This window comes from Hymenobacter negativus (genome assembly GCF_017571495.1).
GTDB classification, from domain to species: domain Bacteria; phylum Bacteroidota; class Bacteroidia; order Cytophagales; family Hymenobacteraceae; genus Hymenobacter; species Hymenobacter negativus.
Window position 1 is genome coordinate 840,556 of the sequence record NZ_JAGETZ010000001.1, and the last position, 20,435, is coordinate 860,990.

Annotated in this window: 22 protein-coding genes; 7 read left to right on the top strand and 15 right to left on the bottom strand. The window is 60.1% G+C overall.

Annotated features, from left to right (window positions below; genetic code table 11):
• The first annotated feature begins 120 nt into the window (after nucleotides 1-120).
• Entirely contained in the window at nucleotides 121-471 is a 351-nt protein-coding gene (locus J4E00_RS03755; RefSeq protein WP_208173666.1) for a 4Fe-4S binding protein, read from the top strand.
• Nucleotides 472-501: 30 nt separating this feature from the next.
• On the opposite strand, the gene J4E00_RS03760 is transcribed toward J4E00_RS03755, so the two are convergent.
• The 5 genes from J4E00_RS03760 to J4E00_RS03780 are packed head-to-tail and all read right to left on the bottom strand — an operon-like array spanning nucleotide 502 to nucleotide 5,432.
• Nucleotides 502-1,620, bottom strand: coding sequence for a glycosyltransferase (locus tag J4E00_RS03760; protein ID WP_208173667.1), 1,119 nt, complete (start codon nucleotides 1,618-1,620; stop codon nucleotides 502-504).
• Nucleotides 1,617-2,294 (bottom strand): polysaccharide deacetylase family protein, encoded by a 678-nt coding sequence (locus tag J4E00_RS03765; protein WP_208173668.1) that lies wholly within the window; start codon nucleotides 2,292-2,294, stop codon nucleotides 1,617-1,619. The genes J4E00_RS03760 and J4E00_RS03765 overlap by 4 nt, the downstream gene beginning before the upstream one ends.
• The gene (locus J4E00_RS03770; protein ID WP_208173669.1) at nucleotides 2,294-2,839 is read right to left on the bottom strand and encodes a hypothetical protein; all 546 of its coding nucleotides are present in this window, start codon (nucleotides 2,837-2,839) and stop codon (nucleotides 2,294-2,296) included. Before J4E00_RS03770 ends, J4E00_RS03765 begins: the two co-directional genes overlap by 1 nt.
• 50 nt (nucleotides 2,840-2,889) lie before the next feature.
• Complete coding sequence (locus J4E00_RS29945) at nucleotides 2,890-4,368, bottom strand: O-antigen ligase family protein (protein WP_208173670.1); 1,479 nt, start codon at nucleotides 4,366-4,368, stop codon at nucleotides 2,890-2,892.
• On the bottom strand, nucleotides 4,365-5,432 hold the full coding sequence (locus J4E00_RS03780; RefSeq protein WP_208173671.1) for a hypothetical protein: 1,068 nt from the start codon (nucleotides 5,430-5,432) through the stop codon (nucleotides 4,365-4,367). Before J4E00_RS03780 ends, J4E00_RS29945 begins: the two co-directional genes overlap by 4 nt.
• A gap of 133 nt (nucleotides 5,433-5,565) precedes the next feature.
• Here J4E00_RS03780 and J4E00_RS03785 point away from each other — a divergent pair, with 133 nt between their 5' ends.
• Together J4E00_RS03785 and J4E00_RS03790 are read left to right on the top strand one after the other, a co-directional pair.
• Entirely contained in the window at nucleotides 5,566-7,053 is a 1,488-nt protein-coding gene (locus J4E00_RS03785) for an oligosaccharide flippase family protein (protein ID WP_208173672.1), read from the top strand.
• Nucleotides 7,054-7,114: 61 nt separating this feature from the next.
• Nucleotides 7,115-8,263: a glycosyltransferase family 4 protein gene (locus J4E00_RS03790; RefSeq protein WP_208173673.1), complete on the top strand. Its 1,149-nt coding sequence runs from the start codon at nucleotides 7,115-7,117 to the stop codon at nucleotides 8,261-8,263.
• A 62-nt stretch (nucleotides 8,264-8,325) separates the two neighbouring features.
• Here the strand turns inward: J4E00_RS03790 and J4E00_RS03795 are convergent, their stop codons facing one another.
• Genes J4E00_RS03795 through J4E00_RS03810 form a run of 4 tightly spaced genes read right to left on the bottom strand, consistent with a single transcriptional unit; the run spans nucleotide 8,326 to nucleotide 11,717 of the window.
• Nucleotides 8,326-8,886, bottom strand: a complete 561-nt coding sequence (locus J4E00_RS03795) for a DinB family protein (RefSeq protein ID WP_208173674.1) — start codon at nucleotides 8,884-8,886, stop codon at nucleotides 8,326-8,328.
• A 3-nt stretch (nucleotides 8,887-8,889) separates the two neighbouring features.
• A complete protein-coding gene (locus J4E00_RS03800) occupies nucleotides 8,890-10,206 on the bottom strand; it encodes a PP2C family protein-serine/threonine phosphatase (RefSeq protein WP_208173675.1) in 1,317 nt (438 codons plus the stop codon).
• Nucleotides 10,207-10,260: 54 nt separating this feature from the next.
• The gene (locus J4E00_RS03805; protein WP_208173676.1) at nucleotides 10,261-11,457 is read right to left on the bottom strand and encodes an ABC transporter permease; all 1,197 of its coding nucleotides are present in this window, start codon (nucleotides 11,455-11,457) and stop codon (nucleotides 10,261-10,263) included.
• Between the two features lie 2 nt (nucleotides 11,458-11,459).
• Nucleotides 11,460-11,717 carry a hypothetical protein gene (locus J4E00_RS03810; RefSeq protein ID WP_208173677.1) on the bottom strand — a complete coding sequence of 86 codons (258 nt, stop codon included), beginning with the start codon at nucleotides 11,715-11,717 and terminating at the stop codon, nucleotides 11,460-11,462.
• A gap of 114 nt (nucleotides 11,718-11,831) precedes the next feature.
• Between J4E00_RS03810 and J4E00_RS03815 the strand changes: the two genes are divergently transcribed.
• Both J4E00_RS03815 and J4E00_RS03820 read left to right on the top strand, forming a co-directional pair.
• A complete protein-coding gene (locus tag J4E00_RS03815) occupies nucleotides 11,832-12,569 on the top strand; it encodes a phosphodiester glycosidase family protein (RefSeq protein WP_208173678.1) in 738 nt (245 codons plus the stop codon).
• A 70-nt stretch (nucleotides 12,570-12,639) separates the two neighbouring features.
• The gene (locus J4E00_RS03820; protein ID WP_208173679.1) at nucleotides 12,640-13,797 is read left to right on the top strand and encodes an acyltransferase family protein; all 1,158 of its coding nucleotides are present in this window, start codon (nucleotides 12,640-12,642) and stop codon (nucleotides 13,795-13,797) included.
• 3 nt (nucleotides 13,798-13,800) lie between these two features.
• On the opposite strand, the gene J4E00_RS03825 is transcribed toward J4E00_RS03820, so the two are convergent.
• Entirely contained in the window at nucleotides 13,801-14,343 is a 543-nt protein-coding gene (locus J4E00_RS03825; RefSeq protein ID WP_236049399.1) for a c-type cytochrome, read from the bottom strand.
• 243 nt (nucleotides 14,344-14,586) lie between these two features.
• Between J4E00_RS03825 and J4E00_RS03830 the strand changes: the two genes are divergently transcribed.
• Nucleotides 14,587-15,129: a hypothetical protein gene (locus J4E00_RS03830; RefSeq protein ID WP_208173680.1), complete on the top strand. Its 543-nt coding sequence runs from the start codon at nucleotides 14,587-14,589 to the stop codon at nucleotides 15,127-15,129.
• A gap of 9 nt (nucleotides 15,130-15,138) precedes the next feature.
• Here J4E00_RS03830 and J4E00_RS03835 read toward each other — a convergent pair whose 3' ends face one another.
• Both J4E00_RS03835 and J4E00_RS03840 read right to left on the bottom strand, forming a co-directional pair.
• A complete protein-coding gene (locus J4E00_RS03835; RefSeq protein WP_208173681.1) occupies nucleotides 15,139-16,290 on the bottom strand; it encodes a glycosyltransferase in 1,152 nt (383 codons plus the stop codon).
• Nucleotides 16,290-17,249: a lysylphosphatidylglycerol synthase domain-containing protein gene (locus J4E00_RS03840; RefSeq protein WP_208173682.1), complete on the bottom strand. Its 960-nt coding sequence runs from the start codon at nucleotides 17,247-17,249 to the stop codon at nucleotides 16,290-16,292. Before J4E00_RS03840 ends, J4E00_RS03835 begins: the two co-directional genes overlap by 1 nt.
• A gap of 147 nt (nucleotides 17,250-17,396) precedes the next feature.
• Between J4E00_RS03840 and ruvC the strand changes: the two genes are divergently transcribed.
• Entirely contained in the window at nucleotides 17,397-18,038 is a 642-nt protein-coding gene (gene ruvC / locus J4E00_RS03845; protein WP_208173683.1) for a crossover junction endodeoxyribonuclease RuvC, read from the top strand.
• A gap of 15 nt (nucleotides 18,039-18,053) precedes the next feature.
• On the opposite strand, the gene J4E00_RS03850 is transcribed toward ruvC, so the two are convergent.
• The 3 genes from J4E00_RS03850 to J4E00_RS03860 all read right to left on the bottom strand — a co-directional run bounded on the left by J4E00_RS03850 (nucleotide 18,054) and on the right by J4E00_RS03860 (nucleotide 20,398).
• Nucleotides 18,054-18,389: a hypothetical protein gene (locus tag J4E00_RS03850; RefSeq protein ID WP_208173684.1), complete on the bottom strand. Its 336-nt coding sequence runs from the start codon at nucleotides 18,387-18,389 to the stop codon at nucleotides 18,054-18,056.
• Nucleotides 18,390-18,442: 53 nt separating this feature from the next.
• Nucleotides 18,443-19,510: a tetratricopeptide repeat protein gene (locus tag J4E00_RS03855; RefSeq protein ID WP_208173685.1), complete on the bottom strand. Its 1,068-nt coding sequence runs from the start codon at nucleotides 19,508-19,510 to the stop codon at nucleotides 18,443-18,445.
• Between the two features lie 81 nt (nucleotides 19,511-19,591).
• The gene (locus tag J4E00_RS03860) at nucleotides 19,592-20,398 is read right to left on the bottom strand and encodes a PhzF family phenazine biosynthesis protein (RefSeq protein ID WP_208173686.1); all 807 of its coding nucleotides are present in this window, start codon (nucleotides 20,396-20,398) and stop codon (nucleotides 19,592-19,594) included.
• Nucleotides 20,399-20,435: the final 37 nt, after the last annotated feature.

Here is a 20,435-nt window from a genome sequence, read left to right on the forward strand (position 1 = left end):
AAGGTCGGGCGCGGCAGCACAATCAGCGCGGTTTTGGTCGGTGAAAGCTCCCAGTTAGTAATTTCGCGCCCTTGGAAAGTAGCTTTGGGCTGTTTGTGAAATCCTTCCTCGCCCAACCCCATGGCCATCTTCATAACCAGCGACTGCATTCAGTGCGGCGCCTGTGAGCCGGAATGCCCTAACAATGCCATTTATGAGCAAGGCGCGACCTGGCGTTGGGCCGATGGCACCACCTTGCAAGCCGTTGCCAACACCGATGGGGAGGTTGAGTTGGCCTTGCTCCCGCATGCTCCACTGTCGGAAATAGATTTTTACATCGTGCCAGGCAAGTGCACCGAGTGCGTCGGCTTTCACGAAGAGCCCCAATGCGCCGTAGTGTGCCCCGTGGATTGCTGTGTGGACGACCCCGACCACCGCGAAACCCGCGAACTGCTTCTGGCCCGCAAGGAGCAGCTTCATGCGGCGGCTTAGCCCATAATGTACTTCTTGTAATCCAGTATATCACTGATAACGTCTCCCCTTCCATATCACGGCCCCGCCGCGGAGCTGAAAGGCCAGAATGGCGCCGGTAATGGCCAGGGTGTACAACTCAAACAGCGGCAGCAGCCACCAGCGCAGCCGCACCCCGGCCCGCCAATGAGCCAGCCCCGCCAGTGTGCCCTGCACCAGCACCTTCGCGCCCCAGATGCCCAGCGCCAGCCCCGGCCCAGCCCAAAAGGCCACGCCCACCAGCGCCGGCCAGAAGCCACTGAAAAACAGCAGCTCCAGCCGCAGCCGCAACGGCAAGCCCGCCACGCCGCGCAGCCAGCGCTGCCGCTGCCGCAATAGCGCCGACCAGGTGGGCATCGGCAATGAGTCGGCTCGCACTTGGGCGTTAAAAACCTGCCGGAAGCCAAAACCGGCCGCCAGCACGGCCTGAAACAGCGCGAAATCCTCCGTCACGGAGAAGGGCAAGGCCTCGTAACCGCCTGTGACTTCGTAGGCGGCGCGGGTCACGAGCATGTTGTTGCCCATGGCCGTTACGGGGCGCCCCAGGTCGCTCACCACTTGCACCATGCTCAGCGACAGCAGCCAGTCGATGCCTTGCAGCCGATGAAACAGGCGGGACCCATCCACAGCCGTGATGCCCGTGACGGTGCCCACCCCGGGCGCGGCGTGCGCCAGCACCGCCTCTATCCAGGTCGTAGGCAGACTGATATCGGCATCGGTAATAAAGAAAAAGTTAGTAGTTGCTAGTCGCGCCAGATGCGCCAGCACATTGGCCTTGCCCCGCGCCTGGCCTAGCATTTCGGTGATGGGAATAACCCGGAAATGGCCCGCGAAGCCCTGCATCGCAGCCTCCGCCACAGTGGCTGTGCGGTCGGTGCTGGCATCATCGCCCACCAGTATTTCCAGTAGCTCAGCCGGGTAGTTCAGCTGCCGCAGGCTGGCCAGGCAGCGGGGCAGCGCCATTTCTTCATCACGGGCTGCGATGAGAATACTCACGCGCGGCAACGGCACAGGCAGTGGCCCCGTCAGGCTGGCCCCGCTTCGGCTGCCGAAGCGCCACGCCGTGTAGGCCATGCCCAACAGCCACAACGCCAGAAATCCCACCATCAGCAGCAGCCATATAGTACTCACAATGCGCAGAATTGAAAGCCCTGCTCGGCGAAGTGTGCCAACAGGCGCGGCAGCACGAACCGCAGCCGCGCACTGGCCTTGCGGCTATCGTGAAACACCACGATGTCGCCGGCCCGCACGGCAGCCAAGGCAAACCGCAGGCAGTTTTCGGGGCTGAGCGCGGGGTCGTAGTCGCGGGTGAGGGCCGACCACATGATGAGGCGAAAATCAGCCTTCAGGGCGGGGAGCAAGGGCCAGGTCAGGCGGCCGTAGGGCGGACGAAATAGGGGCTTAGCCACCGATTCAGCCAGCCCTACGCCGGCCAGTACCTGCTGGCACCGGGCAGCTTCGGCCAGGTAGTCGGGGTGGGCAGTAGCCCAGGCACTGCGGTGGTGGTAGGTATGGTTGCCAAGACGATGCCCGGCTGCCAAGGCGGCACGGGCAATATCAGGGTAGCGCTCCACATTTTCGCCCACGCAGAAAAACGACGCCTTTGCGTTGTAAAGCGCCAATTGTTCCAGCACCCAGGGCGTTTCTTCGGGAATGGGGCCGTCGTCGAAAGTCAGGTAGAGCACCGGAGCGCCGGTGGGGGTACGGCGCGGGCCGGTCCATTCGCAGCCAGGTAGCAAGGCGTGCAACAGCCGGGGCGGGCGGGTAAGCAGCGCCGCTTCGAGCCAGGCATTTACCGTTGGCATCAGAAACGTACCACGCGCATGAAGGGCACAGTGGTATCGGGCAACGGGCCAAGCACGGCAGCCAGTATTTCCAGGAAGGCGTCAGCGGTGTTGGGCTGGCCGCCCGCGGGTCCACGGCCCAGATGCCGGTGCACGTCGCCGGCCCACTCCCCCACCACGGTGGGCGTGCCAGCTGGCCCGCTCAGACCCAAGGTGGCTTCGAGAGTGAAATAGCGCGGGCGCTTTTCCTCGGCTTCGGTTTCGGCCGGCTCATCTTCCTCTTCGTAGATGAGGGCCGAGAAATGGGCCTCCATGGTGGCTTGTGGGGCCGGTAGGTGCAGCAGGGCCGCCACACGGCCAGCTACTTCGTGCCAGCTCAGGCGCAGGCCCCGGGGTGCCACCCGGTCGGCCAGGGGCAGGTTTTCGGCGGCCTTGTCCCACACATAGTGCAGCAGTTCCTTGGCCAGGTACGGGTCGCTCAGCTCGCGGCGCACCGACAACGGCCGGCGCCACGCCAATTGCGGCAATAGCACATGCGTAAAATTGTAGGGATGCGAACGGGCCATAACAGCAGCAAAAGTACGGACGCGGCGCTAAGTGCGGAACGATAAAACGCTTACTCCTCTTTCAGCGCCGGAGCTTCTTTCAGCCAGGAGTCGGCCCGAACCAGCAGGGCGAGGCAGATGAAGAACACCGGCCCAATCTTATCTACTTCCACCAGCTCATTCAGCGTGAGGTGAAACACGATGACGACGAACGAAAGCAGCGCGGCCAGCACCACACGCCGCACTTCGGGGTGCTGGCGCGAGCGGTGATAGAGGTTTTCGCCCGCCAGCAGCGCCGTGGCAATGAGCGTGACGAACAGCAGAAAGCCCGGCAGCCCCTGCTCGGCCAGTTGCAGCAGAAAGTAGTTGTGGGTGGTCGATTTCTCGGGATTGTCGCTCACGTAGGTACGGAAGCTCCTCACCGTGTAGCGCTTATACTCCGGGTAGAAGGTAGCCGCTCCGCTGCCGGTCAGGGGCTTGTCGCCAATCATGCGGGCAGCGGCTACCCAGCGATAGATGCGCTCCATGCCCGAAACGTCCTGCATTTTGTAGGTAGCCTCCAGGTGCTTCTCGAAGTTCTTGCCGTTGAACACCGTGCGCTCGTAGTTGGGAGCGTACTCCATGTACCGGTCGCCGGTCACCACATACGCCACGCCCAGCACTGTACTCACGGCAACCGTCAGCAGCAGCACCTTGGTCAGGCGCAGGCGCATCACCCAATAAAACAGGCCCGCAATCGGTATCGAAAGAATGGAAGCACGGGTGAACGACGTGAGCAGCCCGAACAACAGGATGCCCAGTGCAATGCGCCAAACCAGCCGAGCCGTCAGGTTTTGTGTGGCCCGCATGGCGTACCACACAAACGGTACCAGCAGTGCCAGCATAGTGGCATAAATGACGTGGTTGCGAAAAAACGGGTGCAGCGCCCAGTTGATTTTGGCAAAGCTGAAGCCATCGGTGGCATGGCGGCTCACTACATACAGCACGCTCAGGCAGGCTCCGGTGGTGTATAGCACCACGAAGCGCCAGGCATCCTTCGGCTGCCGCACAATGAGCAAAGTCCCCAGCAGAAAGGGCGTGATATACCAACCTTTAGCCAGCAAATATTTGAAGGACTTGAGCTTATCAACCGAAAAAATCGTATCGATAGCCGTCCACAGCACCATCAGGGCCAGAATAACCAGTAGCGGGTGCACCCATTCCCGGCGTGGCAGGTGGCCGGCTCCCAGCATGAGAGCGCCGGCCACGCAGGCCGTGAGCGCCAACATCAATGGCTCGGAAGGCACGTCCATGCTCAACCCACCAAACAGGCTGATTTCCTGCGTGAAGGGTAATAGGAAAAATAATGTGTAGTAAATCCAGCGCCACTCCACCAGGGCCACCGTCAGGCCTACGGCCAGCACGGCAGGCAGCAGCAGCGCCGGCATCTCGGCCAGTGCGGCTGCGGCTCCGCCCAGCAGCAGCAGCGCCACAAAGCCCATAAACAGCAGTTGCGGTCCTTCCAACGACCGCCACCACTGGCCCAGGCGCTCGTTCACGGACGGATTCACGCGGGGCGGACGGCGGTGGGCCGGTTATGACGGTACAACTCCAGCAGCGCGATGAACACCACCGACAGCGCAAAAGTCAGCAGCATCGAGCCCAGCACAATAAGTGAACGCACCGGCTTAAATTTTCGGGTAGCCGGATACGCCTTCTGTACCAGGTACAGGCTTGAAATCCGTCCTTTAATACTCAGTTCAGCAGTCTCATAAGCCGAACGGGCCCCGATGAGGCGGGATTGCAAGTCGGCTACGCGGGTCGTGAACATCGACAGCGAGTCAGCGCCCTGCACGTAACGCTCCAGATTGATGAGGTTGCCGCCGTCAGCCCGGGTTAGGCCTCGCAGCATCCGCTTGAGGCCGGCCACATCGCCGCCGCTTGCTTCGGCCTTGCGCAGAGCGGCTTCCGTCTCGATGAGTTGCTTCACCATGTAGCGGCCCTGCATTTCGAGCCCGAAGATGCCGTAGCGGTGGCGGGCCCCAACCAGTTCGCGGCGGCTGCGCTCGTAGTTGGTGCTCAGGTACTCGTAGCGTTGGCGATAGAGGTTTAGCACCTGACGGCGGTTTTCCAACGTCAGCTGCTGGTTTACCGAGTCGATGACCTGCACCAGCGTATTGGCTATCTGCGCCGCTATATTTTTATCCTTATCACTGAAGGTAAGCTCAATGGCATCGCGCTCATTGTGCACAATGCTCAGGTTGCTAGTAAATTCGCTCAGTACAGAGTTATCAGCAACATCGTCGCCTGGCGCGCCGGCCTTGTAGTGCTTATGAAGATTAAACTTCTTGATAACCAGCTCAGCAACCGGCTGCGATTCGCCGATGGTGATGGCCCGATCCAAGTCTTCCGCCCGACCGCTGAGCTCCAGCTTGCCGCCGTCAACCAGGCGGTCGGGGTCGGTGGTCTGCGGGTTGGTGGGGATGAAAATGGCGGTGGAGCGGTATACGTTGGGCATCAGCAGCGCCACGATAACACTCACAATAGCAGCAAGTACTACGGCCCCGGCTACAAAGTATTTCCAGCGGTTGATAATGGGCCCCAGGCCCACCAGCGAGAAAGAAGGTGTTGACATAAAAACGAAAAAGGCACCCATATCCCCGCTCGTAATTTGAAAGGCGCAGGAACGGGATGAGGGCAGGCAAAGATAGCCGAAAAATGGCCCCGGTACGGTAATTTCGGCGGCTGGCCCGGCCCATTGTGTAGCTTTGCGCTCCCCAACGCGGCGCGCTGGGATTTATTTCGGTTTTAGCCTCTTCGTCAGCATCAAACGGTTTTTCGGCAATATCAGCTTCGTCGTCCTGCTCAACCTGCTGGTGAAACCCGGCTGGGTCGTGGTCGAAAACCTGGTGCAGGACCAGCTCGGGCATGCCACCTTTGGCCTTATAGCCGCCCTTTCGGCTTTGGCAATGGTAGTGGCCGCTATTTCCGACTTGGGCCTGACGCCCTACGCCGTGCAGCGCGTGGCCGCCGAGCCCAGCTTCATGGCCGAAACCTTTCCCACCCTGCTGCCCCTGCGTGGTGCGCTCAATTTTGTAGCCTTGGCCGCTATGCTCCTGGCAGGTTACCTATGGGGCTATCGGGGGCCCGAGCTGCTGCTGCTGCTGGCTGTGGGCACGGCACTGCTACTAGCGCAATACGGCCAGTTTTTACGCGGCACGCTGCAAGCGCATCAAAAGTTTAATACCGATGCCGTGCTCTCGGTAGTGGAGAAATTCCTGTTGCTCGGCGCCGTGCTGGTCCTCATCCCGGTGGGCCTCACGCTGCCGCGCTACGTCGGCGTGAGGCTGGGCGCGGCAGTATTTACCACCGTACTGCTCTACGGGTTGATGACGCGTTTTTTTGGCCGCGTTAGATACCGCTGGCATGGCCCGCTGGCGCGTACTGCGCTGCGAGCCAGCATGCCCTTTGCCCTCATGACCCTGCTCTACGGGGTCAATGAACGCATTGATATGCTGATGCTTGAGCGCCTGGCCTCCCCCACCGAGGCCGGCTATTACACGGGTGCCTACCGCTGGGTCGATGCCGTGATGATGTATGCCTGGACGGTGCTGCCGCTGTTTTTTGCCAAGTTTGCCAGCGTGCCAAAAGATGCCGGCGCTCAGCGCCAGTTGCTCTGGTTTGGGCAGCGCGTGGTCACGCTGCCCATGCTCTTCGTCGTGGCTTTCATCCTCTTCCGGGGCGAGGTCGTATTCTGGCAGTTCAGCCATAGCAGCCCGGCCGAAATTGCACGCATGACCCTGTGTCTGAAGATACTGTTCATCAACGTACTAGTACACGCCTTATTTGCCATTTATAGCACCTTGCTCACCAGTACCACTCACGAGCGCGCCGTAAGCTGGTTGGTGGCCCTCAGCATCATTCTAAACGTGGGCCTGAACGTGGTGTTCTTACCGCGTTTCGGCGCCGTTGCTGCTTCGGTCGATACGCTTGTATGCGCGGCGGCGGTATCGGTAGGCTACCTGGTGCTGGTGAGCCGGCGCACGGGCGTGGGTGTGCCATTCCGGCTACTGGCGCGGCTGCTGCTGGCGTTTGGGCTGCTGTGCGGCGTGTGGTTTGGGCTGCAATACGGCTTGTACCTGAGTTGGTGGCTGGAATCAGGCATCATGGCCGTGGTTTTTGGGTTGATTGTGCTGGGAACCGGCTTGGTGCGCCAGAGCGAAATCAGCCAGCTGCTGCCAGGAAAAAAATCATGACGCCCCTAAAAGCCGTTCTGGTTTCCTAATCCGATTAACCTGCTAAAACCCTGCGTTTGCGATGCACGTTGCCATCAATACCCGCTTTCTGCTGCCCGGCGACCATCTGGAAGGCATTGGCCGCTTCACGTACGAGACGTTGATGCATCTGGTAGCGCAGCATCCGGAGGTTACGTTTCACTTTCTTTTCGACCGGGCCTACGATGCGCGCTACCTGTTTGGGCCCAACGTGGTGCCGCATGTGTTGTTTCCACCGGCGCGGCACCCGTTCCTGTTCATTGCGTGGTTTGAGGGCGCGGTAGCACGTTGGCTGACCCGGCACAAACCGGCTGCTTTCCTCAGCACCGACGGCTTTACGACCCTGAACACCACCGTGCCGCGCGTGACGGTAATCCACGACTTAGCCTTTGAGCATTTTCCGCTTGATGTAGGCTTTCTGCAACGGAAATACTACCACTTCTTCATGCCGCGCTTTGCCCGGGCTTCGGCGCAATTGGTAGTCGTTTCGGAAGCCACCAAGGCCGATGTGGTGCAGACCTACGGTACTGCTCCGGATAAAATCAGCGTAGCGTACAATGCTCCGGCCGACTTTTTCCAGCCTCAGCCCGAGGCCAGCCAGCGCGAAACCCGGCGTAAATTCAGCCACGGCCAGCCATATTTTCTATTCGTTGGGGCCTTGCAGCCCCGCAAAAACCTCGGCACCCTGCTCCGCGCTTTCGATTTATTCAAGGAAAACAATGGCCCGGCCGCGCACGATGCCCAGTTGCTCATTGTGGGCCGCAAAGCCTGGAAAGCAGGGCCCATCCTCGATGCCTACCAGCAGATGCAGCACCAAAAGGCGGTGCATTTCACCGGTCGCGTAGCCGACGCTGAGCTGGCCGGCCTCTATGCTGCAGCCCGGGCCACGGTGTACGTTCCCTATTTTGAAGGGTTTGGCATTCCCATTGTGGAGGCGCAGGCCAGTGGCTGTCCGGTGCTAACGGCCAGCGTCAGCTCAATGCCGGAAGTGGCCGGGCCCGATGGTGCGCTCCTCGTCGACCCGCGCAATGCTGAAGACATTGCCGCCGGCCTGGGCCGTTTGTGGCAGGAGGCCGAATTGCGGCAGTCATTGGTGGCACAGGGCCTGGCCAACATATCCCGGTTTTCGTGGGCCCGTAGCGCTGAGATGTTGTGGCAAGCCATCAGTAAGGCCGCCTCACAAAGTAAATAGTCGGGTTGGCTGGCTATTGGAAAGCTCCGGTTGGGAGGCGGATGGGTAACGGAGTATTTGCACTACGAACATTCAGCGGCAACTTGCTGAATTTGGGTCACATGACGTTCCGCGTGCTTCGCCAGGAAATACACCAGCTCGTACACATCAATTTTTCCGAGGGCATTTACCGTCATGGTGGTGTGATAAAGCACGCCTTCTCCGTTGGGCATACGCGCCAATACGGCTTGGCATTGGTGCAGTTGCTGCTGCAGCGTAATCGCTACTTCAAGAGGTGATTTTTCTCCTCTCGGCTCCATATGTTCGGGACGAATCCAGGGGAAGGCCCGGTGCTGGCCAATCTGGTTCAGCTTATCCCGCTCGAAATGCAGATTTGCCAGCTCAGTTGCCAAATCGAGGTTGTTGAGATTTTTGAGGGCTTTCGTCGCGCCTTTTTCAATCAGGATGAGCAGGTAATGGTTTGTGAGCGCCACATGCTCCAGAATCTCGTCAATGGTCCAGCCACCGCTGGCTGGCCGATAAACACGCAAAGGCCCGGGCGCGGCAAACCACTCGTTTAGCTGGTCGAAAGCTGAAACGAGGGCATGGTTTATTTCTGCTATCAGCGCGGCGGGCTGCATCATTTCCTACTTAAAGCGGCAGCTCAGAATCGTCACGTCGTCGGCAAACTGGGCATCGTGGGCGCTAAAAGCGTTGATGCTCCGCAGCAGCTCCTGGTGCAGCTTGGGCAGCGGCAGGTAGCGGTTGCGCTGCAGCACTTCCAGCACGCCTTCTTCGCCAAACTCATTGCTGTGCTCGTCAAATACTTCGGTAAGGCCATCGGTGTAGAGCAGCAGCAGCGAGTGCGGTGGAATCGCGATTTCGCCCACCCGCAAAATCGGCAGCTCTTCCATAATGCCGAGCATGACCGTGCCGTCCTTGAGGGGCTTCACAGTGCCGTTGTCGGCCAGCAGCAGCGGGTCGTTGTGGCCGGCGTTCACGTATTGCAGGTGGCGAGTGCGGCGGTTGTAGATGCCAAAGAAGGCCGTAATGAACTTCTCACCGCCCGAGTTGCGAAACAGTAAGTGATTGAGCTCCGGTACAATAGTGGCCAGCGCTACGCCCTGACGTAGCAGCGTGCGCAGCCCGGCCTGGAAGTTCGACATCAGCAGTGAAGCTGGTACGCCCTTGCCGCTCACATCGGCCACGCACAGCAGCAGGCGGTCAGCGTCTATCTCCACCACATCGTAGTAGTCGCCACCGATTTCGGTGTGGGGCACGTAGCTGCGCTCAATGGCCAGGTCGCGGTCGTTGGGCAGGGTGCGGGGGAAAAGCATGGACTGCACTTCCTGGGCAATTTCGATTTCCTTGCGCACAGCGGCATCGGCCACGCGCTGGGCTTGCAGGCGGCGGTTTTCCACGGCCCCAATCAGGGTGTTGGCCAGCGAGCTAAGGAAAGGAATCAGCTGCTGACGGTCGTAATCGTTGCGCAGGCCGCCCACAAATACGTAGGCCGCAACCTGACGCTGGCGCATAATGGGCAGCACCAACTCGTAGGGGTCCCAGGCGGGTCCCAGGAGCAGGTCTTCCACGGCCTGGGGCTGCGTCACGCCACCTTCGAGCAAATGGGTCGAGAGCTGGAGCTTCTCGGCGGTGCCGAGGTCGCAGCCGAGGCATAAGCGCACCCGAAAATCATTGCCTTCCTTCACAAATAGCACCAGCTGCACCACGTTGCGCTGGCCTTGCAGGGTGAGGCGCAGCATGTGGTACAGCTCGTCCACGGAGTGGTCGCGGGCCGTCATGTCGTGGGCCACGCCCAGCACGGTATCCAGTTCGAACTGCTTGAGCTGCAGCTGACGGCGCAGCAATTTCAACTGCTCGTCGCGAGCGGCTAGCGCGGCTGATTGAGCGGCCGCAAGGTCAGCTGATGACTCAGCAGAAGAAAGTGGAGCAGCAGCGGCCATACAACAAAGTAATGCGGCGAAAGCGAATTTTAAAATCCACGCGGGGGTACAAACTTACACCGCTACGGGCGTTTTGGGGTCGTAAGCGTCGCGAAGGCCATTACCAAGCAGATTAAAGCTAAGTACCAGCAACGATATAGCCGTGCCCGGCAGCAGCGTAAGCCACAGCCCGGCCTGGGTGCCGAGCAGGTCGTAGCCCTCCTTCACCATGAGGCCCCAGCTGGGCGCGGGTGGCTGCACGCCCAGGCCCAGGAAGCTCAGGCCGGCCTCAAGCAGAATAGCCGAAGCAAAATTACTGGTAGCCAACACAATGAGCGGCCCACGCATATTTGGGAGCAGGTGCTGGGCAATGAGGCGCCAAGTGGGCAGGCCTAGCACACGCCCGGCCTCCACAAAAGTAGCGGAACGCAGGCTGAGCATCTGGCCGCGCACCACGCGGGCCACGTCTACCCACATGGTGAGACCGACGGCTACAAAGCTGACCCACACGCCTTTGCTATCCAGCGCCAGCGAAATAGCAATGACCAGCATGATGCCTGGAATGCTCCATACCACCGTCATCAGGCCCAGCAGCAGCGAATCGACCCAGCCGCCGAAGTAGCCGGCCACCGCGCCCACGGCCATGCCCAGTGCCAGCGAAATCAGCACCGCCACCAGCCCGATGCCCAGCGAGATGCGCGTGCCCAACAGCAGGCGGCTCAGCTCGTCGCGGCCGGCTTTGTCGGTGCCCAGCGCGTAAGTCCGGGTGATGAGGTGGTTTGCTTTGACTTCACGCTGTAGCTCGGCAGTTGGACCTGCGTGGCCAGTTATGCTACTCAGCGCTACGCGCCGAAGCCGGCCGGCTTCGGCAGAATGCTCGCCCAATGGCTTCAATAACAGTGAGTCGCCAGCAAATTCATAGCCACCGATGGGCGTTTCCTGGGTTTCGGGCTCGTGGCCACGCAGCCAGGTAGCGAAGATGTTATTGCCGCCCACCCCATTGCGCGCCGAGTCAGGCAGCGGCTGGCGTAGCAGGAGTACCCGCAGGCCCGGAGCTTCTTTCTGAATCTGCACGAAGCCGTGGTTGGCATTGGGCGAGTTGTCAGGCATAACCCAGTAGCCCAGCAGGGCCACCAGCGTGCAGAGGGCAATAAAGGCCAGGCCGGCCACGGCGGGCCGGTTTTGCCACAGGCGCTGGCGCACGTAGTAGCCCGGCGGCCGGGCAGCCGCCGTGGCACTGGCGGAGGCGGCCGATACTGCCGTGGTTGCCACGCTTAGCGGGTGTTGTGCTTCAGGAGGCCTTCCTTCGAAGCCAGGTAGGCGGCATCGCGGGCAATGGCGCCGAAGGAGGTCGTTTCGTAAGCCAGCTCGGTGTCGGGGTCGGGCCAATAGCTGCGCACAAGGCCCTGTTCCAGCAGGCTGCGCAACTGGTCTTCGAGCTCAGCGGCGGGTAGGCCAGTTTTCTGAAGCAAGGTGCGGAATGGGGTGACGAAGTAGAGTTCGTCGAGCAGGTCATATTCGGGGTCAGTCACGGGCAAAAGGGGCGTGCAGAGTTTGGGCAAATGTAAGTCCGGCGCCCTTGACTGTTGGCAGCCGGCTTGGTCCGCTATTTTCGTCTCCGGGGTTGCCCTACCCTATTCCACTCCATGCGCATCACCAAACAGAAAGTCCTCTTCCTCCTGACTGGCTTCGCAGCGCTGGTAGCTGCTTGGTTTGCACTAGCGCAGCCCGAAGCTCCGGTTGCTTACGTCAGCTACCGGGTCGATTTGCGACGGGAGCAGCTTCGCCTGTATTGGAAAGACGCGCAAAACCAGCGCATTGGCAGCTTACTCCGGTTAGAAAAAGTCACTGCCGCGCAAGGCGACACGCTGGTTTTTGCCATGAACGCGGGCATGTTTACGGCCAGCCACGCGCCGCAGGGCCTCTTTATCCAGGCCGACAAAACCATCGTTCTGGCCGACACCAGCGCTGGCGACGGCAATTTCTACCTCAAGCCCAACGGCATCTTTTACCTCACCACGGCCAATGAAGCACGCATCTGCCCAACGACGGATTTTCGGGCCAGCTCCCAGGTGCGCTACGCCACGCAGTCGGGGCCGATGCTGGTGATTGACGGCAACATCCATCCTGCCTTCCGGCCGGGCTCTTCCAATAAGTACGTCCGCAACGGCGTGGGCATTCTGCCCGATAAGCGGGTGCTGCTGGCCATGTCCAAAACGCCGGTCAGCCTGTATGACTTTGCCGACTATTTTCGCCGGGCCGGCTGCCGCAATGCCTTGTACCTCGATGGCTACGTGTCGCGCACCTACGCCCCGGCCGCCGGCTGGGTGCAGACTGATGGCGATTTTGGCGTCATCATCGGGGTTACCACACCAAAACAATAGGGGACTAGTATCGGCTGGCGTAGTGCAGCCGGGGCCATACATTTGGGCTCCACCCCTGCTTTTGTTGCCGATGCGGCCCGACCTTTTGCCAGCGCCCCCTCCCAAACTGCATTTTGCCTCCCTCGAAGCGCTGCGATTTTTTGCCTTTCTCAAGGTCTTCTTCTTCCACGTTCCCATTCAGCTCGACTGGCCAGTGTTGCAGTACCTGAAGCGCGGGGGCGGCATCGGGGTGGAGTTTTTTTTCGTGCTGAGCGGCTTTCTCATCACCTACTTACTGGTGGCCGACAAGCAGGTCCGAGGCCAAGTTGATGCACGCAGTTTTCTGATTAGGCGAAGCTTGCGCATCTGGCCACTATTTTACGGCGGGGTATTGCTGGCGTTCCTACTGCCCGATGACCTAGCCGACCACTGGGGATTTCACACGGTGAGCGGCGGCTATGCACCCGACTGGCGCTTCTCGTTCACGTTTTTGGAGAACTACAAGATGCTGCTGATGGACAACTTTCCGCGCACCACGCCGCTGCCGGTATTTTGGTCGCTGTGCATTGAGGAGCATTTTTACCTGGTGTGGGTGGGCGCCATTTTCCTGGTAGCGCGTCGGCACGTTCCTGTCTTTCTGCTGGCTTGCCTGCCGCTGGCCTACGCTTGCCGCTACGTGGAGCCGCTGGTTTTCCCACAAAATGTATCAATGGAAACCAACGACTTGCTTACTCATATTGATGTATTTGCCATCGGCGGTCTGCTGGGCTATTGGGTGGCCGTGGATTATGCAGGGTTTTCGGCCCGGGTCAACGGCTGGCGACTGCGTTGGCGCTACGGGCTCATTGCGTTGGTCGTGCTGGCCGTGGTATTTCAGGTCGAAGTGCTGCCCTACGTGCCGGGCAGTTGGTTCAATGTATTCCGGCCGACCGTTGTGGCCACATTATTTGCGGCACTCATTGCCATGTTTTTGCCGGCTCATTCTGCTATTCAACTCACCAATCCGGTGCTGGCCTACCTAGGTCGCATCAGCTACGGGCTGTATGTGTCTCATATCATCGCCATCCACGTTATTGGCCAATACTGCACCAGACACGGCATTCTCATCGATACCGTGGGCAAGAACATACTGCTGGTTGCGGGCATTTTTGGGTCAACCGTGGCCGTGAGCAGCCTGTCTTTTCACTACTTCGAGCAGCCCTTTCTCCGGCTACGCGAACGCCTTACCCGGCCCCGGCTGGCAGCATAGCATTTACTGGCAGCCAACAACCACTGCTACTTCCCGGGCCGCTACATTCCCTTCCTGCGAATTGATATAGGCAATGATTGAGGTAATTTCCTTGTCAGACAGCGCAAACGACGGCATTTGCTGCTTATTGAATTTATTGAACAGTGCCACCCCGTACTCGTCGCCGCTGGCCACTACTTTGCTGGAATTCTTTACCCACGGCAGAATCCAGGCCACTGGCCGGCGCTTGCTGATGCCCGCAAGCGCGGGGCCAACCACTTGCTCATTTACGGCGTGGCATTGGGCGCAATTGCCTTTGAAAAGGGCATCGCCGGCGGCTACCTCATCGGTTTGTGCTGATGCCGTGACGCTCTGCATATTGCCGCACGTTGGAACAACCACCTCGCCACGGACGCTTGTCGTGTCATTTGCCGCCTGCGTTACCGCTGCTATGTCATCGGCCGCGAAGCCCGCGAGTCCGGCCGCGCTCAAGAGGGTAAATCCAAACAGGACGGCTATCAGAGCCATGCCCACGGTGAGGGCGAAACCAACCGGATTGCGCTTCATAAGACATTGAGCGTTGGTGGAATATATATGCGGCAAATTTACCATCCAAGCCCGTTGAGGTGTTTTTTGATAGCTCGTTTTTGATGCATTTCCTATCCAGTTAGTAGCAATGGCGCGACAACGACGTGCTGGCAATTTCGAAGCGGTTTAAGAAGTCGGTTAAAGCAGTCAACCCGACTTTCTTTCAACTAGCTAAACAGCTTCTTTAGCTTTGCCGGAAACCCGAACGCCGTGCCGCCCCTTATGAGCCTGTTGTTAACTGTGTCCTCGGTGCTGCTCGATGGCTACATTTTGTGCGTCGCTATGTTGCTCAGCGGGCTCATGCTATTGCCAAGGCACCGCAAATCAAACAGGCATTTGCTGGCCCAGGCAAATACGCTGCTGCTGTTCGGCGCCCTGCTGCTTATACTGCTGATGGCCTGGGAAATATTCCAGCTTGTGCCATTCAAGAATGAATGGGACTGGTTCGCCTTTGCGAACCGGATAACCGGGCCCTATTGGTTTCTTTTCTGGGCTATTGTGGTTTGGAAGGTGCTACTGCCCCAGCTTTTCTGGCGTAAAAGACTCCGGCATAGCATAGCCCTCACGGCGGTGATAGTGGCCGGGTTGGCCTTCACGTTGTACGCGCCAATTTTACCGTTTCTATTCCGTGACTACCTCCCGTCAAGCTGGGGCATAGAACCGAGCTATCTTAGCCTGCTGGCCTACGCGGGTGGCTTTCTCATAATTCTACGAGCCATGCGCTGGTTCCGGAAGAGGCAGAACCTGGCAGCCAATCGCGGTTGAGAGCAGCGGCTACCGCACTGCCCTGCCCTTCCACTCGTAGCCGCCGTGCAGGCCCGCCAAGCCCACCGCCAGTGCATACGGCGCATACAGCACCTGCAATGGCATAAGTCCCCACAGCCACTCGCGCCGCCCTAGAAACCCCAATACTGGCCCCAGCAGCCACGCATCAGCCCCCAGCTTGAGGGCCCAGCCAGCCAGCACCCAGGGCCAGAGCGCCGGCCGGCACAGTCCCGCCACGGCCCCGACCGCCAGCGCCACATTAGCCCCTAGCACTAACAGCGCCAAGTAGCGCGAGGCCCCGCTCTGGTAATGGCGCCACTTGCTGGCCCAGCGCACCCGCTGCCGTAGCAGTGCCTGCAACGTGGGGGGCGCGGCCGTGCGGGCAATGGCCCCTGCATCGGTCAGAAAATGCGCCGTGCCGGGAAAGGCTGCATGCATTTTATGGAGCAGAAACTCGTCGTCGCCGCTGGCCAGGTGGTTATTGTCCAGGTAGCCGCCCACGGCGTCGAAGGCGGTGCGGCGGTAGGCTAAGTTAGCGCCGTTGCACATGGTGGGGTACTGACGGGCCAGGCAGGCGCCGCCCACTCCCACCAAGCCAGCAAATTCCAATCCCATAAGCGCGGCAAAAAAAGTATCCGGTCCCGTAAGCAGCACCGGCCCGCTGATGAAATTAGCCGACGGCTTTTGCATCATAAGTCCCGCGTAGGCCGCCAGCCAGCCGGGACCAAGTCGGCAGTCGGCGTCGGTACACACGAGCCAGGGAGCGCGAGCCGCTTGCAAAGCAGCTTGCAAAGCAGCTTTTTTACCGGTCTGAGCAGCCGGCAAGCTGATTAAACGCAGGGTGAAGCCAGTTTCCCGCGCAGCCGCAGCGACTAGCGCGGCGGTGGCATCGGTGGAGTGGTCATCGGCAATCAGCACTTCAAACTGCGCGGCGGGCAGGGTTTGGGCCACAAGGTCGCGGATGAGCTGAGGCAGGGCTTCGGCCTCGTTGCGGGCAGCAATGAGAACGGAGAATTTTAATTCGGAATTATCATCTACCGATTCCTCATGCTTCATTCCAGATTCCGCATTTAGCAACGCGTCCCAGCCGCTACGTAGCCAAACCATCACGGCGGCGTAGGCTACGGGGAATGCCAGCAGGCTGATTTGCAGGACTGTCATTATTTCCCGGCGCGCTTCTCGCGCAGCACGCGCAGGCCTGGCACCAGCAGCAGCCCGGCAGCGCTGGGCAGCGCAATATTGATGACCCACAAGCTCAGACTAGCCGAAAGCACGGGCAGCGCCGGCTGGCCCAGCAGGCCGAACAAGTGCGTGGCCGACAGCTCCCGCACGCCCACATCGGCCAGGGCATTGAGCGAGGGCACCAATGATTTCAAAAAGAAAGTGCCTGCCACCGCCGCCAGGCCTGGCCCTACCGGCCCACGCACCCCATAGGCCGCAAGCAGCAGCATAAACTGCCCGCAGAACACCGCATAGCGCAGCCCCGAAATGGCCAGCACCGCATGCAGCGCCCGCGCCGGATAGGTGGGCATGATGGCCAGCGCCGGCCGGAACCGCCGCAACGGCCGCCACACGCCCAACGCCGCCAGCAGCAGCCGCGAGCGGTACAACGGCACCAGCACCAGCGCGCTCAGCAGCACCGCCGAGGCCGCCACGCCCAGCCCCGCCGCCGGGTAGCCTTTTAAGTAAAAGGTGAGCAGAAAGTAGAGCAGGCCTGCCATGCCGGCCAGCACCGTAGCCACCAGCTGGCAGTAGCGCCCCAGAAAAACCGCCCCCAGCGCACTCACCCGGCGGCTTTTCAGCTCGATGATGCGGCCGGCGTAGTCGCCCACTCGATTGGGGGTGGCGAAGCCCAGCGTGAGGCCTACCAGCACCGCCCGGAAGCTGCGCCCGAACGTAACCGGCTCCAGGTGCCGGGCCAGGCGGTACCACTTCCAGGCCTCCAGGCCCCAGTTGAGGGGCACCAGGGCCAGGGCCAGCAGCACCGGCCCGCGCCCGGCCCCACCCAGCGTAGTGCTGAGCAGCTGCCGCCAGGCGGCGGCCGTATCGGGCGCGGCGAAAATGGAATTGTACAGCAGGCCCAGCGTGAGCAGCGTCACCCCAATCTTGCCCCAGAACACCAGCCGCCGCCACTGTCGGGCGCGCCGGGTTTCGGGTTCGGCCGGGCCAGGGTTGGGTCCGGTGTCGGCAGTAGTTGTTGCCGAAGTAGGGGCTGAAACTTCAGCGGCTGGCGGAACCCCTTGGCTGGGGTTGTAACTTTGTGTCAGATGCCTGCTCCCCTTCGCCCCCGCCCCGCTCCCGCCCCGGATTTGCTGCCCAAAATTATCATGGGCGTCGACCCCGGCACCCAGATTATGGGCTACGCCCTGATTGAGGTGCGCGGCCAGCGCGTGGATGTGCTGTGCTACGACGTTATCAATATGAAGGCGCTCGGGTCGAATCACGCCGTAAAGCTAAAGCGGATTTTCGACCGCATGCTGGAGCTGATTGATGAATACCTGCCCGATGAGCTGGCCATCGAAGCCCCGTTTTTTGGGGTAAACGTGCAAAGCATGCTCAAGCTGGGCCGGGCGCAGGGCGTGGCCATCGCAGCGGCCCTGTCGCGCCAGATTCCTTACGTGGAGTACGCACCCACCAAGGTGAAGCAGTCCGTCACGGGCTCCGGCTCGGCTACGAAGGAGCAGGTGGCCCATATGCTGCGCCAAACCCTCACGCTGCCGCCCATTGCCGAGGCCAGCAAGTTTCTGGATGCGACCGATGCGCTTTCCGTGGCCATGTGCCACCACTACCAGAAGGGCAACAATGCGGGCGTGAGTGGTGGCAAAAGCTGGGGCAAGTTCCTGGCCGACAACCCGGAGCGGCTGGGCGCCAGCACGAGTTCAGGCAAGAAAAAAGCAGCTACTAAGTAGCAAAGCAGCTGTGGTTTATCCTGCAACGCTCATTTCGCTTCCCTCTACTCTAACAGATAGTTGGGGTCCTGATTCTTGTGGTTTCCAATCCAGTTCCAGTGCTTGTAATATCCATTGAGAAATATCAGATGGTATTACCGGCATTACCTCATTGGTTCCCCAATCTTTTGGGTGCTTTCTATCGGTATGTACCACAAGCGTCGTGCCCGGCTCTTCAGCAAGTTCAATTGCTACATGGAGGCAACCATCTCCATAATCAGCTTGAAGGTATGTAGCTTTTCTTCGGATGAGCCATAAGTAGTGTTCACCCCCAACAACTATTTTTCTTGTTCCTTTTTTTGGAATTGACATTTCTATCTGATGATTTTTTTATAGCAAACCCGTTTAGCAAGTTACCTACCCAGCTACTTCAGCGCCTTCGGCCAGGCGTAGTTTTTCGACCACTCCTGAAACACGGCTACTTCGTTGGGATGGGCCGCCAGCCACTTCTGCACCGCAGGCACCTCGGTTTGGGAGGAATGACTGAGGTAGGTGAACGCCGGCACAAAGCCCTTTTTCTCCATCTCGACGAAGTACGGCACGTAGTAATTCCACGTGAAGCCCTGTTGCTTGCTACTCAATTCCCCCAGCCCCTTGCAGAGCGCAGCAAACTGCTGGCTGAACTGCTCCAGGCTACTCAGTGCCGGAACACCTTTGTCGAGGGTGCTGGCCCGGGTGATGGACAGCAGCAGTTCGGCCGGGCCAAAATTGTCGGGGCCGTCGCTTTTGCCATTGGTGCCATTCAGCGCACTGCTGGATATATTGATGGCTATAGACTTTTCGCCTGTGCGCGTCACGCCCAGGGACATGGCCTTATCCAGCATCGGAAGGCGCTGCGCGGAGCGGGCACTGCCCGGTTCCAGGACCAGAAAGCGCCCCAGCGACAGGATGCCCGGAATGCGCGACTGGTTGGCTAGCTGCATCACGCCCAGGCTCATGTGGGAGCTGGCGTGGTTGGGGCTCAGCGCAATGGCCTGCTGAAAGCTGCCGATACAGGCCGGCACTTGGCCGCTGGTGGCCTGGGCCACTCCCATATTGAAGTGGAGTTCACTCGAACCAGGATGGTGCTTCAGCCCATCCTCGTAGATGTGGATGGCTTCTTTGGTCTTTTTCAGCGCATCGAGGCTGTTGCCATAGGTTACGTAGACGCTTTGGTCAGCATTGGGGTCCGCCTTCACCAGTTGCTCGCAAATGCCCGCAGCCTCTTTGTTACGGCCCATGGAGTTGTAGGTCAATGCCAGCTCACTGAGGGTCAGGGCATCGTTGGGCGCGATGGCTAGGGCTTGTTTGTATTTGGCCTCGGCTTCGGCGTACTGGCCAGCATCGTAAAGCTTGATGCCTTGCTCAACCAAGTCGTGGGCAGCGGGAGCTGTCTGGGCTGCTACGCTTCTGGCACAGCTTATCAGTAGCAGAAATAGGAAAGCTTTCATCATTCGAAAATGGGCTAATGAACAGTAGAAAGGTATCAGCTTATTGCTCACCAACGCCTGATTAACAGAAAACAATATCCTGTTTTAACTAAAAGCCACCAGCAACTCCCCTACCGCATACGTCACGGCGTAGCCACTGATATCGACCCGCTCGCCCTCGCGCAAGCGGCACCACAAGTCGCCGCCACGAGCGGAAATCTGGCGGGCACGCAGTTCAGGCTTGCCCAGCTCGGTGGCCCAGAATGGGATGAGGGTGCTGTGCGCCGAGCCGGTAACGGGGTCTTCGGGCACGCCCACGCGGGGGCCAAAAAAGCGCGATACAAAGTCAATTTCGCCCGTGCCAGGAGCCGTGGCGATGATGCCTGTGTAGTCGAGCGCAGCTAGGGCGGCCATATCGGGACGCAGGGCAGCCACCTCTGCTTCAGTAGCAAATACGGCAACCAAATCGCGGGCGGCCAGCACGGCGTGAGGGGCCGCGCCCAGGGCTTCGGCCAAGGTGGCGGGCGGCGTTTCGAGGCGTTGCGGCGGCCGAGAGGGAAAATCGAGGGTGAGGCGGCTGGTGCTTTCGCGCGTGACCCGTAGCGGGCCGCTCTGGCTGTGAAATGTGACTTCGGTGCCCGCTAAATTGAGGTGCGTGAACAGGACGTGCGCCGAGGCCAGAGTGGCGTGGCCACACAAATCAATTTCCACGGCGGGCGTAAACCAGCGGATGTCGTATTCGGCCGGCGTTCCGGCACGGGGCACGATGAAAGCCGTTTCGGCCAGGTTGTTTTCGGCCGCGAGCTGCTGCATCAGCGCAGCCGGCAAAGGAGTTTCGAGTGGGCAAACGCCAGCTGGGTTGCCGGTAAAGGGCGCCTGAGCAAAGGCATCGATGTGGAAGTAGCGGAGCACGGGTTCGGGGAGGGTTGATTTCTGTTGGCAAGGATAC

Coding starts and splice junctions, on each gene's coding strand:
- J4E00_RS03755 (WP_208173666.1), top strand. CDS start 121: ATGGCCATCTTCATAACCAGCGACTGCATTCAGTGCGGCGCCTGTGAG.
- J4E00_RS03765 (WP_208173668.1), bottom strand. CDS start 2,294: ATGCCAACGGTAAATGCCTGGCTCGAAGCGGCGCTGCTTACCCGCCCG.
- J4E00_RS03770 (WP_208173669.1), bottom strand. CDS start 2,839: ATGGCCCGTTCGCATCCCTACAATTTTACGCATGTGCTATTGCCGCAA.
- J4E00_RS03780 (WP_208173671.1), bottom strand. CDS start 5,432: ATGTCAACACCTTCTTTCTCGCTGGTGGGCCTGGGGCCCATTATCAAC.
- J4E00_RS03790 (WP_208173673.1), top strand. CDS start 7,115: ATGCACGTTGCCATCAATACCCGCTTTCTGCTGCCCGGCGACCATCTG.
- J4E00_RS03795 (WP_208173674.1), bottom strand. CDS start 8,886: ATGATGCAGCCCGCCGCGCTGATAGCAGAAATAAACCATGCCCTCGTT.
- J4E00_RS03800 (WP_208173675.1), bottom strand. CDS start 10,206: ATGGCCGCTGCTGCTCCACTTTCTTCTGCTGAGTCATCAGCTGACCTT.
- J4E00_RS03815 (WP_208173678.1), top strand. CDS start 11,832: ATGCGCATCACCAAACAGAAAGTCCTCTTCCTCCTGACTGGCTTCGCA.
- J4E00_RS03820 (WP_208173679.1), top strand. CDS start 12,640: ATGCGGCCCGACCTTTTGCCAGCGCCCCCTCCCAAACTGCATTTTGCC.
- J4E00_RS03825 (WP_236049399.1), bottom strand. CDS start 14,343: ATGAAGCGCAATCCGGTTGGTTTCGCCCTCACCGTGGGCATGGCTCTG.
- J4E00_RS03830 (WP_208173680.1), top strand. CDS start 14,587: ATGAGCCTGTTGTTAACTGTGTCCTCGGTGCTGCTCGATGGCTACATT.
- J4E00_RS03835 (WP_208173681.1), bottom strand. CDS start 16,290: ATGACAGTCCTGCAAATCAGCCTGCTGGCATTCCCCGTAGCCTACGCC.
- ruvC (WP_208173683.1), top strand. CDS start 17,397: ATGCCTGCTCCCCTTCGCCCCCGCCCCGCTCCCGCCCCGGATTTGCTG.
- J4E00_RS03850 (WP_208173684.1), bottom strand. CDS start 18,389: ATGTCAATTCCAAAAAAAGGAACAAGAAAAATAGTTGTTGGGGGTGAA.
- J4E00_RS03855 (WP_208173685.1), bottom strand. CDS start 19,510: ATGATGAAAGCTTTCCTATTTCTGCTACTGATAAGCTGTGCCAGAAGC.